A 16,022-nucleotide genomic window follows, 5' to 3' on the forward strand; every position below is an offset into this window, starting at 1 on the left:
CTAATCATAGGTTTCTGGTGCAGTTGACTTTGTTGGAGTTTCATAAGAATCCCAAAGTTGGTTAAAAATATTTCTCATGACTTCCGCTTGGTTTTTATCTCGGATGACCATTGCCTTTGTGTTGTTGTCTAGCATTGAAGCGACTTTATCGCCAAAAATGATGACATTATAGTTGGCATAATACTGTCCAGGGATATAGCGATATTCTTTTAATGGATATAGTAGGTGTGTATCGCCTTCACGAACCATAGACCTAATATTAGCAATTTTACGAATGCGTGATTCACTTTCTATGACCTCGGGCGGCGAAAGAGAATTGTCCACAAACATAAACAGTAATTCACCTTTTTTCTCTTTAAGGGTATAATACACATCGTCCAATAGTTTGAGATAGAAGTCTGAACCATCATAAATTGTGATGGTATCTTGACGGCGTTGAACACCCTCACCGTCAATAAACTCTATACCTTCATCTATAAATGTTTGATAAATTGCTTTGAGGTTCTTTTGTTTTGGGTGGACACGACTTTGCTCAAAGGCTCGGATTGTTGGTGTTTTTACTCCAACGGCATCCGCCAAATCTTCTTGCGACCAGTCCAAAAGATTGCGCGCATTACTGCATTGTTTTCCTGTTATCATGATTCGTACTTTAGCAGAAAACAATAGTATTAGTCAATAAAATTGATAGTAATAAAAACTAATAATAATTATAAAACTATATGCTAAAAATATTAATAGTATCATTTTTTCTTGACATATCACTTTCGAATCGGTAATGTCAGAATTGTGAGGTAGCCCGAAAGGAATTTTTCGGGTGTGTGAAAAAACACTTTTAAGAGGAAAGAGCAATGACACTCCAAGATACATTGGTTCTCAATGCTAATCAGAATGACAGGTTCAACCCGAACTTTAACTTCGATGCAATGGAATATGCAGTTTTGAAAGGATTTGTTGACCCTTTCAAGGAGTTTGATTGCTATGAAGAAGAATGTCAAACACGTGTTAGGATTTCCGTTTAAAAGTTTTTCACGGTAAATAGGCTCCAGATTTAACGTATTCCTTCACCCTGTTATCATTAATGGGATGCGTAGACCTGTACCTATATTACGGGCGACATGACCATCTTTTCTCTTGATATATAAATGGTCATGTCCCCACTCACGCTTTTTTAAACAAAAACAAGTGAGGACTAAAAATGACAAATAATAATGATGATGGCTTTGAAGATGACACCCCTTTGGAAAAAGCCTTGGAAGGTGTAGCGGATTATGAGGTGGAAGTGGATTTAGACCCACATCTCAAACGGGCTTTGCGCCATTTAACGCAAAGTGCTGATGAACTTAAAACGGCTATGCGTAAACGAGGATTGTTTCCGATTGGCAAGCATTAACCAACAGAATTCACTAAACGGTGTCGAGTGAATAATTGTGAGGTAAGACACCCTAATCTACAACGTAAGGAAATAAAATGAACACTACAGATAAAATACTCCCAGAACTTGACTTGGATAAAATTGTCAAGAAAACAGCCAATAAAAATGGCTGGTCGCAAGAACAAGCTGATATAATTGAAAAGAAATATCGGGGTTTCTTAAAGTTGAACCAAGATTATGCAGGAACTGAATTTGCACCCGATCCAGAAATTGATGAATTGTGGCATGCTCATATTCTTGATACTCAGAAGTACATTGCTGACTGTGGGAACTTGTTTGGTTATTTTTTGCACCATGAACCAAGCTATAAAGAGCCAAATGAGCCTAATATCTCATTAGCAGATGCTTCAAAAAGAACGCAAGCACTCTTTAGAGAGAATTTTGGTATTGATTTGAGCTTTGGTATTGGAAATGATGCAATAGCCAAAACATGTGGTAGTCAAACGCGCTGCCGTACTAAAATTAAAGGAAACCAGATTCTTGCTGCATAAAGACAAGTCAAATAATGAGGGGATTGAGGTGTTTTCGAATGCCTCAATCCGCATTTATCAATACGGTCAAGGGTTTGAGCTGCCCATAGCCTATGCAAAAGCAATTAAAAATATTCAGTCTTTAGCCATTGATAGCATTAAAGAGCATTTTACGGACGAGCAAATTCAAGCATGGCAAGCGGGAAAGGCAGAAGACTTTATTGATTTCATTAGAAACTGTCATGCTAGCTACTTTGTATTTGATGAGAAAGAAGAAATTATCGGTTATGCTATTCTGCCAAAGATTGGCTTCTTGCAACAGTTTTTTATTCATCCGGATTATCAATTTAAGGGCATTGGTGCAAGGCTGCTTTCTACTATTGAAAAAGAGTCTTCCAATAAAGATGGCAAAGGAAAGCTGTCTCTTAATGGTAATAAAGGTAGTTATCAATTTTATCTTAAACAAGGATATTCCATTATCAAAGAACATGACCTAATTATGCGAGGTGTATTAATTCCCGTGAAATTAATGGAAAAATTTGATGCCTCTTGAGTCTTTATGAATTAAAATCGATTCCTTTAAATGTAAGATTATGATAGACTGCTAGCCAGAACGCTAGCCAGAGAGTTTTTAAGGAATATATGATTTTCTGAAAGCCTTGAAAATAATGGTGCCTCGAGGCAGACTTGAACTGCCGACACAACGATTTTCAGGTTTAGTATGGGTCAGTATCATGACATCATATAATACTCTATGAAACCTTTGTTTGCTGGTGTTTTTAACACTTTTAACCTTAAACAAGGACACATAGAAATGCATATTATTTCACAAAATAACACCTCATTTGCTAGCCAAAACGCTAGCCAAAAAACATCAGGGAAAAGAAACATTTCCCCTAACTATATAAAGTATACAGATTTGTCTATAAAAAGCCTCAAACCAAAAACCTCGAGAGTTATTTATTGGTTTGAGGGATATAATGGCTTCGGAATAAGGGTTTCTCCTAAAAATAGAAAATCTTGGGTTTATATGTATCGTTATAATAATAAACCAAGAATGATGACTTTAGGAACCTATCCTAGAGTTTCACTAAGAGAGGCTAGAATACTATTTTCTGAATATGATCATCTGGTAGAGATGGGATTTGACCCTGCTCAGAAGAAAGTTGAAGAGAACCAATTTGAAAGAAATGCTGACACGGTTGAGGATTTACTTGTTCGATATATTGAATATAGCAAAGCACAGGGTAAAAAATCTTGGAAAACAGAAGAACTAGAATTGCGAAAAAATGTAATACCTGTAATAGGTCATATGAAAGCCCACAATGTCAAAAAGAAGGACTTAATGCCTATTTTCCACGAAATGATTGTTAAAAGGAAAGCTCCAATTGGGGCAAAGCACCTTTTCGCCTATATAAGACGGATGTTCAATATTGCCGTTATGTGGGGCTTAATGGAATATAATCCTTGTTTAGGTTTAAAACTTGGGATCAAAAGCAATAAGAGGCAAAGACATCTTACCCCTATAGAAATTCATCAGTTTTGGCATATGTTGAATAATGCAGGTACGGCAATGGTTATCCGTTTAGCATTAAGGTTTATGTTATGTACCGCCTGTAGAGGTGTTGAAGTTCGTACTATGGAATGGGAACATTTGGATTTCGATAACATGATATGGACAATTCCGAAGACGAAAAATAAAAAGATGCACCGTGTCTATCTGCATGGTCATGCAAAATCTATTATTGAACAAGTAAAACTTTATACTGGTAATTCTAAATATGTCTTTGGGTCGATGAGACATGAAAAAGTGCCCGATAATCCTCCAAAGGATTTAAATCACCTCGGTCAAACAAGTTTAAGTCGAGCGATTAATAACAACCGAAAATTGCTGGATATGGAAGAATTTAAACCACACGACTTACGACGTACTGCGGCAACATTGGCAGCAGGGCTAGGGTGTCCAAGACAATGGGTGAAAATTCTACTTAATCATTCAGATAGTGATATTACAGGAATCTACGACCAATATGCTTATGATTGGGAAAGGAACAAAGCTTCTGAAATTCTTAATTATGCCATAAAAAGAATTGTATCCTGTTCTAATATTGAAGATGTGCCGACTTTGCTGAAATTAAGGGAAGAGATTATAACAAAAGGAATTTATAAACGTGAATTTTAATAAAAGTAGCCCGCTAATTTAGCGGGCTACCTATTAGACCTTAAATGATTTGTTGGTAGCTCTTTGGATTTTCAAGCCAGTTTTTTAAATCCTGTACCCTGTAAGCTTTTCTTCTTCCATGATGGGTCAGGGAATGGAGTTTAGGAAAACGTCCTTCTTTGCGTTCCCGATATTGAGTTGTTTTATCCAATGTTGTTAGGATTTCGGCTGTTTTAATAGAAACAAAGGCATTTGTTTCTAGCAATAATCCGATAACAACTTCCTTTTCTTGATCAGGGTCAATTAGGATTACAGAATTGTTTTCTATGGTCTTCATTAAAGTGTTTTCCTCTTCATTAGTGGGGTTGAAAAGGGTTGTAAAAGAATTAATTAGCATTATGTACTGACCTATTTCCTGTATGTTTAAAATATTATGGTATTTAAAGAAGCCATTTTGTTTCTTTTTCCTTGAAAAAATCAAATCTGTCAGTATAGCGTCCCAGACTTCCAATTTATAGGTATAGAAAGCCTCATAACAAATTGAAAGGAAAGAGAAAATGCATATTAAATTTAACTATCCACATAAGGTAAGAAAAGATTTTCTTCATGATGTGGTAAAACAGCTTATCAATCAACGACACCTATTAGGTGTTACGCAAGATGAATTAAACCATGCGCTTGGTGTAGCTGACCGCTTGGTTAGTCATTGGGAATGTGGAGTGAGAAGTCCAACAGCTTTTCATTTATATTGTTGGGCAGATGCGTTAAACAGTAAGTTGGTAATTGTACCAGATAAAGTAGAAACTCAAAAACTTGTAAAGAGCGTTCAAAAGGAATTAGCTAACGATAATTCCAGTGTATGTAAAACGCCAGTAAATGATAATATGCTTGCAGTTTCAGAAAAGAAGATTAAGTTGAGTAACTAATACGTTAACACACAAAAAGAGGTCGCTGACCCTTAAAAGTCAAAGCGACCTCTTTTCTTAAGATACTAAAAACCATATAGATTAATACGCTCAATTTAATACTTGTGAAATAAAACATTATTATCTTGTAATACCGTATAAAGATTTTTATTTTTATAGCTAATTTCCGTCAATTTCTCTTACGTTTAACGGAGATATACAACCACTAAATTTAGAGCGTATTTATATGTCATCAAATGAAAAACTAGACCTTGCTTCACCTGATTTTGTGAATGAAAATTTTGAAAAATTAGCCGACTTATTTCCCAATTGTGTTACTGAAAGTGCAGATGGTAAAGCCATAGACTTTGATTTACTTAAGCAAGAATTAAGTCATAAAGTGGTTGAAGGTACAAAAGAACGGTATCGTTTAGAATGGTCAGGAAAAAGAGAGGCTATTGTAACGGCTAACCTGCCAACCACAAAAACACTTAGACCAGTACGAGAAGATTCGGTAGATTTCGATAATACCGAAAACCTGTATATAGAAGGTGATAATCTTGAAGTTTTAAAGCTTTTACAAGAAAGTTACTTGGGTAAAATAAAGATGATTTATATAGACCCGCCTTATAACACAGGTAAGGATTTTGTGTATAAAGACAACTTTACCAAAGATGCCCAAGAAGAACTTCTTGATAGTGGGCAAAAAGATGAACAAAACCAGCGTTTGGTGGCTAACCCTGAAACAGGAGGACGTTATCACTCAGACTGGTTAAGTATGATGTACCCTAGATTAAAACTTGCTAGAAATTTACTTACTGATGATGGTGTTATTTTCATTTCAATAGATGATAATGAAGTACATAATTTAAGAAGAATCTGTGATGATGTGTTTGGAGATTTAAGTCATGTTGGGACAATAGTTTGGAGAAAGAAGTATGGTTTACAAAATGATGCGAAATACTACTCGACAAGTCATGAGTATCTTTTAACCTATGCCAAAAAGAAATATGAATTTAAACCTAATCTAGTTGATAGAACTGATCAACAAGATAATAGATATAAGAATCCAGATAATGACCCACGAGGTCCATGGAAATCAGCGGATTTAAGTGTTGGTAGAGTAACTGAAAAGGATAGATATAGTATAACTACTCCTTCTGGAAGAGTGGTTAACCCTCCTGAAGGAAGAAGCTGGGTAGTGGGAGAATCTAAATTTGATGAGCTTGTAAAAGATAATCGTATTTGGTTTGGTCAGTCAGGTAGCAATGTTCCATCTGTTAAAAAGTTTTTGACTGAGGTAAAACAAGGTTTAACACCTGCTACTTTTTGGGATTATGACGAGGTTGGGCATACTGATGGCTCGAACAAAGCCTTAAAAAAAATTTTTGATGGAAGATCTTATTTTGATTATCCAAAGCCAGTTGAGTATTTAAAGAAAGCTATAACAATTGGTAGTAACCGAGATGATATAGTTTTAGACTTTTTTAGTGGGTCTGCTTCTATTGCTGAAGCTGTTTTCAAAATTAATAGTGAAAAAGAGAATAGTAATAGAAAGTTTCTTTGTGTTCAGTTAAATGAAAAAACTGAAGAAAAATCAGATGCGTTTAAAGATGGATACAAAAACATTTGCGAAATAGGCAAAGAACGTATTCGTAGAGCAGCTGCAAAAATAAAAGAAGAAACTAAAGCTGATATAGATTATGGTTTCCGAGTCTATCGTTTAGATGAAAGTAATATGCAAGATGTGTATTATAAACCCCAAGAATATACCCAAGATAATCTAGAATTATTTTCAGATAATGTAAAACCAGATAGAACTGCCGATGATTTGCTAGCTCAGGTCATGTTGGATTGGGGTTTGCCACTGTCGCTAAAAATAGAGCAAAAAACAATTGAGGGAAAACATGTTTTTAAGGTTTCTGAAAACTCTTTATATGCCTGTTTTGATGATGGCATTGATGAAGTTTTTGCCAAAGCCATCGCTAAAGACCAACCATTACGTATTGTATTTAAAGACAGTGGCTTTAAGGATGATACTGCCAAAACCAATGTAAAGCAGTTGCTAAAACAATTGAATCCCGAAACTGAAATGAAAGTTATTTAGTCTATGGCATTACCAATTAACATACAGGATTTGGTACATGGTAATACCGTAGAATGGGAACGACTGGAATTTAAACGTGGTTGGAATCCAGAAGAAATTGTGCATTCCATTTGTGCATTTGCCAATGACATCCATAATTGGGGTGGTGGTTATATTATTGTAGGTGTTGAAGAGAATAATGGGCAACCTATATTGCCGCCAGTAGGGCTGCAACAAAATCAGTTAGATGCAATTCAGGGTGATATTGTGAGGTTGGCGCACCAAGTACAGCCTAATTATTTCCCTATTTCGCAACCTTATGTTCTAGAGGGGCAGTATATATTGGTGCTTTGGTGTCCAGCAGGAGATAATCGTCCATATACTGCGCCAAGTACCCAAGGAAGAAATGCACAACGGCATCCTTATATAAGAGTTGGTTCTCGAAGTATTATTGCCCGAGGCGAAAACTTAAGAAGATTACACGAATTAGCGGCACGGATTCCTTTTGATGATCGTGTAAATAACCAAGCAACTATTAATGACTTGGATTTAGGTTTGATACAGGCACACTTACAAGAAGTTAAAAGTGATTTGTATGCAAGTAGTATAACAATGCCGCTTGTTGATTTATGTAGAGCAATGCTTATTGCTAAAGGTGCAGATGAAGATATTCGTCCTGTTAATGTTGGTTTGCTCTTTTTTACTAAAGCTCCAGAAGCATTTTTTCCAAGGTCTTGGATAGAATTGGTTTGGCATAAAGATAATTCTAGTAAAAAATTTAAGGAGTATTATTTTAAAGGACCTCTCCAGAAACAGTTGCGGGATGTATTTTCGTTTTTTAAAACGAATATTTTTTCTGAGCAAGTGGTTAAAAGTGCAGATGAAGCAAAAGCTGACAGGTTTTTTAATTTTCCATTTGCCGCTTTTGAGGAAGCTGTTTCTAATGCGGTATATCATAAAAGTTATGAATTAGGTTCGCCTATTGAAATACAAATTTGGTCTGATAAAATTGAGATATTAAGCTACCCAAGTCCTGTACCTCCTGTAAATGCAGAAATACTAAGTACACATAAGCGTATTGTTGCCCGTGAGTATAGAAATAGAAGAATAGGTGATTTTTTAAAAGAATTACAACTAACAGAAGGAAGAGGTACTGGTTTTCCAACTATTTATGATGCTATGGCTAATAATGGCTCTCCTGAACCAATTTTTGAAACAGATGAACAAACATATGTTCTAGTTACGCTTCCTATTCATGATGCTTTTAAAGAAAGTGACCAAGCTAGTAAACAAGTTAATACTCCTGATGACACTATTGTTTTAAATAGTTTAGAAGAAGTTATAGCTTTTAGTGACCAAGTTAGTGACCAAGTTAGTGACCAAGTTAGTGACCAAGTTAGTGACCAAGTTAGTGACCAAGTTAAAGCTGTACTTAATAATGAAATAAATAGTAAAGCAATTGATGTTCTTAATCTAACAATAGATTGGATTAAAAGAGGTGATTTGTTAAAAGGAATAGGGTTAAGTAATCATACAACAAATAGAAAAAAATATTTAGATCCATTAATAGATTTGGGATGGGTAAGCATGGAGTTTCCTGAGGCAAGAACAAGTCCTAATCAACGCTACAAATTAACCGCATCTGGTATGTCAGTATTAAAACTCATAAGGTAAGCATGAAATTACAGTTTAAAGAACAAGATTTTCAGGTAAATGCGGTAAAGGCAGTAGTAGATTGTTTTGAAGGGCAACCTTTAAAAACAAATCGTTTTACTTTAGAGCGAAGCAAGGAATTAATCAGAAAAGCAAAGCAAGCGGCTTCTGGTGCTACAATGTTAGATTTTAATATTGAAGAAGAAATTGGATACAGAAATAGTAGTATTCAAATTTTAGAAAGTCAGATATTAAAAAACATCCAAGCAGTTCAAAAAGAAAACGACTTACACGAAAGTCAACAAATAGAACGCCCTAAAGGGGTTAAGTTAGGGTATAACCTGACTATTGAAATGGAAACTGGAACGGGTAAAACCTATACCTATGTCCGTACCATGTATGAGTTATTTGAAAAATATGGGTGGAGCAAGTTTATTGTTATTGTACCAAGTATCGCTATTAGAGAAGGCGTTTATAAGTCGTTTCAAGTTACTCAGGAACATTTTCAAGAAAAATATGGTCATAAAGTAAACCCCTTTATATATAATTCTAGCCGTCCACAAGATATTGAGAATTTTGCATCTGATAGCCGTATTAGTGTAATGATAATCAATACACAAGCATTTAATGCCAGAGGTAAGGATGCTAGGAGAATTTATCAGGAGTTAGACCAATTTGGTACGCGGAAACCTATCGAAATTATTTCTCAGACCAACCCCATTTTAATTATAGATGAACCTCAATCTGTTGATGGGAAGAAAACTCTAGAGAGTATGCAGGATTTTAATCCACTCTTTACCTTACGATATTCGGCAACACACAAAGTTGATTATAATAAAATCTACCGCTTAGACGCTTTAGATGCTTATAACAAGCGATTAGTTAAGAAGATTCAGGTTAAGGGTATTAATTTAAAAGGGTCAACTGGTACAACAGGTTATCTGTACTTAGAGCATATAAGTTTAAGTACAACCAAGCCACCATTTGCTGTACTGGAATATGAACAACGTGTCGGGTCTGGAGTCAAAAAGGTTCGAAAAAAACTTAGTGAGGGAGCAAACTTATATGAGTTATCTGGTAATATGCCAGCTTATAAAAATCAGACCATTACAGAAATTAATGGCTATTTGAATAAAGTAGTTGTTGGCGGTCAGGACATTTACCCAGGCGATATACTGAATGACAAAGATGAAAATGCTTTTCGCAGAGTGCAAATACGCGAATGTATTATGTCTCATCTACAAAAAGAAAAGCAACTATTTGATAAGGGAATAAAAGTGCTGTCTTTGTTCTTTATTGATACGGTTGAAAAATATCGTGTCTATGATGAATTAGGAGAACAGCAATTAGGTGAATACGCTAAGATATTTGAAGAGGAATATAATAACGCGGTTAGTGAATTCCTTGACCTTTTTCATCAAGAATACAACGATTATTTAAAGGATAATGACCCAAGTCAGGTTCATAAAGGTTATATGCCTACTTCTTATGGTCAGTATTTAAAGCGTGACCATGCGGAAGATGTGCATGAGGGTTACTTTTCTATTGATAAAAAGAAGAGGATGGTTGACCCAGCCGTAAAAAGAGGTCGTGAAGATTCTGATGATATTTCTGCTTATGACCTTATTATGAAAGATAAGGAACGGTTGTTGAGTTTTGATGAGCCTACTCGATTTATCTTTTCGCATTCAGCGTTAAAAGAAGGGTGGGACAATCCAAATGTGTTTCAGATTTGTGCACTTAAAAATCCTGAAAGTGGAAGTGAAACCAGAAGGCGACAAGAAGTTGGGCGTGGAATGCGCTTGTGCGTGAACAAGAACGGTAATCGTTTAGATTTTGAATCTGTTGGTGAGCAAGTACACGAAATAAATAAATTAACGGTTATAGCTTCAGAAAGTTATGAAGCTTTTGCAAAAGGGTTACAAAAAGAAATTGCGGCAACTTTAAAAGACCGACCTCAAAAAGCAGAAGTGGAATATTTTGTTGGTAAGATTGTTACTAATGAAAAAGAAGAAGAGCATCGTATCACAGAAGAAGAGGCAAAGAAGTTAAATAAGATTCTTTATAAAATGGATGTAATCGATGAGGATGACAAGATTACAACAGAAGGGAAAGAGCTTATTGAACAAAATAAAATGCCTCTACCCGAAATTTTAGAACCTTATCGAGCATCGATTGGACAATTGTTGAAATCTGTATATACAGGTGAAGAATTTAAACCTGAAAATGAACGTGAAACGGTAGTGCTAAATACCAATGACAATTTCAAAAAGAAAGAGTTTCAGGCACTTTGGGATAAAATTAATTTGAAGACCATTTATGAAGTCAAGTTTGATACTTCTAAGCTTATTGAAGATAGTAAGATTCTCATCAATGCACAGTTAAATATTGGTGATAGGGTATATGAGGTGAAAACTGGAGAGTTACATGATGGAACTAAGGAACAGATGCAAGAAGGGAATCTTGTTAGAGAGTCGAAACGTGAATATTTAAAACTGAATAATAACTTATATGCCGATGCAGTTTATGACATCGTTGGTGAGATTGAGGCATTAACGAATTTAACAAGGCGGACAATCGTATCTATTCTAAAGTCTATTAGTGAAAAGAAGTTTTTACTTATTCGTAAAAATCCTGAAGAATTCATTGCTAAAACAAGTAAGCTTATTAATGAAATTAAGGCAAGCCTTATAATTAATAACATTGTCTATCACAAAACTGATGATAGGCATGATGCGAAAACGGTATTTACCAATGATAAATTTGCTTTGCGGAAATCGGAATTACTCAAAAAACACATATACGATTTTCTTACCTCAGATTCAGGGATTGAATCAAAATTCGCTGAAGCTTTGGAGAATAGTGTTGAGGTTGTTGTCTATGCAAAACTACCTAAGAGTTTCTACATTTCTACACCAGTAGCTAATTATAGTCCAGATTGGGCAATTGTTTTTGACAAGGATAAGGTTAGACAAATTTATTTTGTTGCTGAAACAAAAGGTTCAGATTCAGATATGGATTTAAGAGAAATAGAAAAACTAAAAATTCATTGTGCAGGGGAGCATTTTAAAGAGATTAGTGGCAATGAGGTTCGGTTTGAAAAAGTTAGTAGTTATGATAAGTTAATGGAAATAGTTCAAAGCCAATGAATAGCGTAGAAAAAATTATAAGAATTCCAATTAGAGAAGCTTTTCCTTATGAGGCTAGAAGTTTTACCCCTTGGCTTTGTGAGAATATTGAAGTTCTTGGGGATGCCATCGGCATTGAATTAATAAATGCTGAAAGAGAACAGAGTACTGGAAGTTTTAATGTTGATATAAAAGCTGAAAATGATAATGGGGATATTGTTGTCATAGAAAACCAATATGGCGCAAGCGATCATGACCATCTTGGAAAATTGATTACCTATTTGACGTCTTTTGAAGCCAAGGTTGCAATTTGGATTGTTGAAACTCCAAAACAAGAGCATATCAATGCTATATCATGGTTAAACGAAGCAGATAATGGTTGCGATTTTTACTTCTTAAAAATTGAGGCAATAAAGATTGGGGAAAGTAATCCTGCACCTTTGTTGTCCAAAATTATTGGACCTAGTGAAGAATCCAAACAAATTGGTAAGATTAAAAAGGAGGATTCATTAAGGCACAAGCAAAGGAGGGCTTTTTGGACAAAGCTTCTATCTGTAACTAGCACAAAAAAAGTAACAACATTTTCTGCTATTTCCCCATCAGGAGATGCATGGATAGGAGCTTCATCAGGTGTTAGAGGGTTATCATTTGTTTTCTGGGTAAATCAGCATAGTGTTCGTATTGAACTTCGCATTGACAGGGGCAAAGGTTCAGAAGATGAAAATTTGACTATCCTAAGAACATTGGAAAAATCAAAGCAGAATATAGAAGAAAGCTTTGGAGGCGGTTTGAACTGGGATGAACTAGAAGGCTATAGAGTTTGTAGTGTAAGAAAAGAATATGATTTAGGAGGATATAGAGATGACGAGGAAAAATGGGATTCAATAATTGACCAAGTGGTCGGAGCTATGAATTCCTTAATCAATGCCACCAAGAAACATATAAAGGCTTTGCGATTGTAAGCATGAAATTAATAGATAATATAAATAGCCGTTTAGGTGATGACTTAAAAGCAAGTATTGAAAAGGGCAGCAAGTTAAGTATTGCTGCCGCTTCTTTTTCAATTTATGCGTTCGAAGCTCTAAAAAAAGAGCTTGAGAAGATAGAAGAACTAAGATTTATTTTTTCATCACCAACATTTGTTGAAGAGGAAATTCAAAAACAAGATAGAAAATTTTACATTCCTCATATTTATAGAGAATCTGAGCTTTGTGGTGGCGAATTTGAATTACGTTTAATGAACCAGCTCAATCAAAGAGCAATTGCTAGAGAGTGTTCAAAATGGGTAAAAGAGAAAGTTACGTTTAAATCCAATAAGCATAGTAATCTGCCTTTAAATGGGATGATACATATTCAGGGTGAAAAGGAATATGCTTATGCTAATGTGAGTAGTTTTACTTCTTCAGATTTAGGAATTACCCATAAAAAGGGATTTCCTACTTTAATTCAAAAAACCGATTTTCCTGATAGTAGTGCTTACCTTGATTGGTTTAATCAAGTTTGGGAAAATGAGGAATATTTAAAAGACGTTACAGAAAAAGTTCAAGATTACTTTGAAAGTGCCTATAAAGAAAACAGTCCTGAGTTTATATACTTCATTACGCTATATAATATTTTTAATGATTTTCTCGATGATTTATCAATAGATAACTTGCCTAATGATCAGATTGGTTTTAAGCAGTCTGTTGTTTGGAGTAAACTTTATAATTTCCAGCAAGATGCGGTTATTGGCGCAATAAATAAATTAGAGAAATATAAGGGCTGTATTTTGGCTGATAGTGTTGGTTTGGGTAAAACTTTTTCGGCACTAGGGGTTATTAAGTATTACGAAATGCGTAACAAAGATGTGCTGGTTCTTTGCCCTAAAAAATTAGAAGCCAATTGGAATACGTATCGTCATAATGATAAAAATAATATTCTAGCCAAGGATAGATTTAGATATGATGTTTTATTTCATACAGATTTGTCTAGAGAAAGAGGAACAAGTAACGGACGGAATTTAGAGTCTGTCAATTGGGGTAATTATGGACTAATCGTTATTGATGAATCTCATAACTTTAGAAACAATAACACAGTTGTTGGAAAAGAGAATAGGTATCAAAAGTTACTTAGGAAAGTAATTCAAGAGGGAATTGAAACTAAGGTAATGATGCTTTCGGCTACACCTGTTAATAATAGATTTAATGACTTAAAGAACCAATTAGCTTTAGCTTATGAAGGTGAGACTGTTAATATTGATGATAAATTAGAGACTGACAGGGGAATAGATCAGGTATTTAGAAGAGCGCAAACTGCCTTTAATGTTTGGAGTAAATTTGATACGTCTGAGAGAACAACTGAAAAGTTGTTAGACATGTTAGATTTTGATTTTTTTGAAATCTTGGATTCACTCACAATAGCTCGTTCTAGAAAACATATAACGACGTATTATGATACCACAGCAATAGGGAAGTTTCCTGAGCGTAATAAACCAATATCTATACAAAGTCCATTAACTGATACAATGGATGTAACCTATGTAGATATAGCTGAGAAATTAACGCTGCTCAATCTTTCGATATATACGCCATTAAACTATATTCTTCCTAGTAAAATGCAGCTTTATGCTGACCTATACGATAAGACGGTAAAATCAGGGAGGTTGACACAGATTGATCGTGAAAAGAGTTTAAGAATTCTAATGAGAATTAATCTTTTGAAACGATTAGAGAGTTCAGTTGATTCATTCAGAATTACTTTGGAAGGTGTTATATCCCAAATTGAAAGTGCTATTAAAACTATAGACAAGGGTGGCTCTGGGGATTACGAGGGCTTGCAAGCTAAAATTGGAGATGAGAATTTTGATTGGGAAGCCGATTGGGGTGATGAAGAAAATGTTATAGGTAAGAAAATCAAAATTCATATTAACGATATGGATGCCACAAAATGGCGTGAAGATCTAAGTGAAGACTTAGTTATTTTAAACAGCCTTTGGAGTAGTATTGTTGATATAAGAGGGGAAAAAGATACTAAACTACAAAAGCTAATAAGTCTGCTAGATGATAAAGTTCAAAACCCTTTTAATGGAAAAAATAAAAAAGCAATAGTATTTACAGCATTTGCTGATACAGCCAATTATTTAAATGAGCATCTCGCTAAACATTTAAAGGATGAATATGGTTTAAATACTGCCATAGTTACTGGTTCAAGAAAGGTTAGTAATACTAAAAAAATTCCACCAGATTTGAATGCTATTTTGTCCTGTTTCTCGCCTATATCTAAAGATAAGAAGCAACTCTATCCAAAGATTACTGATTCAATTGATTTGTTGATAGCTACTGATTGTATTTCTGAGGGACAAAACCTTCAAGATTGTGACTATCTAATCAATTATGATATTCATTGGAATCCAGTTCGTATCATTCAACGTTTTGGAAGAATAGACAGGATCGGGTCTAAAAATGAAACCATAACAATGGTGAATTTTTGGCCCGATACAACCTTAGATAACTACATTAATTTAAAACAACGTGTAGAAAATAAAATGTTGATTAGCAATATGGCTAGTACAGGAGATGACAACATTTTAAATTCTGATGAGAAGGATTTAGATTATCGTAAAATTCAATTACAAAAGTTGCAAGAAGAAGTGATTGATTTAGAAGATTTGAGGGAAGGCGTTAGTATTACAGATTTGGGGTTAAATGATTTTAGAGTTGATTTAACAAACCTCATTAAAGAATATGGGGAATTGAAAGATATCCCTGAAGGATTGCACGCTGTTGTTAAATCAACCCCAATACTTGAATCAGGTGTCATTTATGTTTTAAAAAACCTAAATTCTGGGGTAAACATAAATAAGCTAAACAGACTTCATCCGTTTTATATGGTTTATATCAAAAAATCTGGAGAACTCTTGTTGAACCATGTTGAATCCAAAAAGATTTTAGATGCCATAAGAATGTTGTGTAAAGGAGTGAGTGAACCAATTGCTAACCTATGCCAAACACTTAATAAGGAAACTGATGAGTATCACGATATGAGAGAGTATTCAGAGTTGTTACAAAAAAGTATTGGAAGTGTGCTTCAGGTTGAAGAAGAGAAGGAGGTTTTAAGCCTATTTAAGTCGGGAGGAACTACAGCATTGCAAGACAAAATAAAAGGGCTTGAAGATTTTAAATTAATTTCATTTTTAATAGTTAGATAAT

At 34.7% G+C, this 16,022-nt stretch carries 12 protein-coding genes; 10 read left to right on the top strand and 2 right to left on the bottom strand.

Features of this window, described 5'->3' with window-relative positions; translation table 11 throughout:
• Entirely contained in the window at positions 1-600 is a 600-nt protein-coding gene (locus ACIEHO_RS14130) for a helix-turn-helix domain-containing protein (RefSeq protein WP_406972849.1), read from the bottom strand.
• A 595-nt stretch (positions 601-1,195) separates the two neighbouring features.
• On the opposite strand from ACIEHO_RS14130, the gene ACIEHO_RS14135 reads away from it, so the two are divergent.
• From ACIEHO_RS14135 to ACIEHO_RS14150, 4 genes are all read left to right on the top strand, one after another.
• The gene (locus ACIEHO_RS14135) at positions 1,196-1,390 is read left to right on the top strand and encodes a hypothetical protein (RefSeq protein ID WP_406972851.1); all 195 of its coding nucleotides are present in this window, start codon (positions 1,196-1,198) and stop codon (positions 1,388-1,390) included.
• A 77-nt stretch (positions 1,391-1,467) separates the two neighbouring features.
• Positions 1,468-1,923 carry a glycine-rich domain-containing protein gene (locus ACIEHO_RS14140; RefSeq protein WP_406972853.1) on the top strand — a complete coding sequence of 152 codons (456 nt, stop codon included), beginning with the start codon at positions 1,468-1,470 and terminating at the stop codon, positions 1,921-1,923.
• Complete coding sequence (locus ACIEHO_RS14145; RefSeq protein ID WP_406972855.1) at positions 1,913-2,455, top strand: GNAT family N-acetyltransferase; 543 nt, start codon at positions 1,913-1,915, stop codon at positions 2,453-2,455. Before ACIEHO_RS14140 ends, ACIEHO_RS14145 begins: the two co-directional genes overlap by 11 nt.
• A gap of 201 nt (positions 2,456-2,656) precedes the next feature.
• Positions 2,657-4,084 (top strand): tyrosine-type recombinase/integrase, encoded by a 1,428-nt coding sequence (locus ACIEHO_RS14150; protein ID WP_406972857.1) that lies wholly within the window; start codon positions 2,657-2,659, stop codon positions 4,082-4,084.
• Positions 4,085-4,124: 40 nt separating this feature from the next.
• On the opposite strand, the gene ACIEHO_RS14155 is transcribed toward ACIEHO_RS14150, so the two are convergent.
• A complete protein-coding gene (locus ACIEHO_RS14155) occupies positions 4,125-4,400 on the bottom strand; it encodes a helix-turn-helix transcriptional regulator (RefSeq protein WP_406972859.1) in 276 nt (91 codons plus the stop codon).
• Between the two features lie 220 nt (positions 4,401-4,620).
• On the opposite strand from ACIEHO_RS14155, the gene ACIEHO_RS14160 reads away from it, so the two are divergent.
• The 6 genes from ACIEHO_RS14160 (at position 4,621) to ACIEHO_RS14185 (ending at position 16,021) form a co-directional block, all read left to right on the top strand.
• Entirely contained in the window at positions 4,621-4,989 is a 369-nt protein-coding gene (locus ACIEHO_RS14160; RefSeq protein WP_406972861.1) for a helix-turn-helix domain-containing protein, read from the top strand.
• 226 nt (positions 4,990-5,215) lie between these two features.
• Positions 5,216-7,075, top strand: coding sequence for a site-specific DNA-methyltransferase (locus ACIEHO_RS14165; RefSeq protein ID WP_406972863.1), 1,860 nt, complete (start codon positions 5,216-5,218; stop codon positions 7,073-7,075).
• A gap of 3 nt (positions 7,076-7,078) precedes the next feature.
• Positions 7,079-8,728 (top strand): RNA-binding domain-containing protein, encoded by a 1,650-nt coding sequence (locus tag ACIEHO_RS14170; protein ID WP_406972865.1) that lies wholly within the window; start codon positions 7,079-7,081, stop codon positions 8,726-8,728.
• Positions 8,729-8,730: 2 nt separating this feature from the next.
• Entirely contained in the window at positions 8,731-11,856 is a 3,126-nt protein-coding gene (locus tag ACIEHO_RS14175; protein WP_406972867.1) for a type III restriction-modification system endonuclease, read from the top strand.
• Positions 11,853-12,797, top strand: a complete 945-nt coding sequence (locus tag ACIEHO_RS14180; protein ID WP_406972869.1) for a DUF4268 domain-containing protein — start codon at positions 11,853-11,855, stop codon at positions 12,795-12,797. Before ACIEHO_RS14175 ends, ACIEHO_RS14180 begins: the two co-directional genes overlap by 4 nt.
• Before the next feature lie 2 nt (positions 12,798-12,799).
• Complete coding sequence (locus ACIEHO_RS14185; protein ID WP_406972871.1) at positions 12,800-16,021, top strand: helicase-related protein; 3,222 nt, start codon at positions 12,800-12,802, stop codon at positions 16,019-16,021.
• Position 16,022: the final 1 nt, after the last annotated feature.

It is taken from the genome of Flavisericum labens, from assembly GCF_045446075.1.
Classification (GTDB): Bacteria; Bacteroidota; Bacteroidia; order Flavobacteriales; family Flavobacteriaceae; genus Flavisericum; species Flavisericum labens.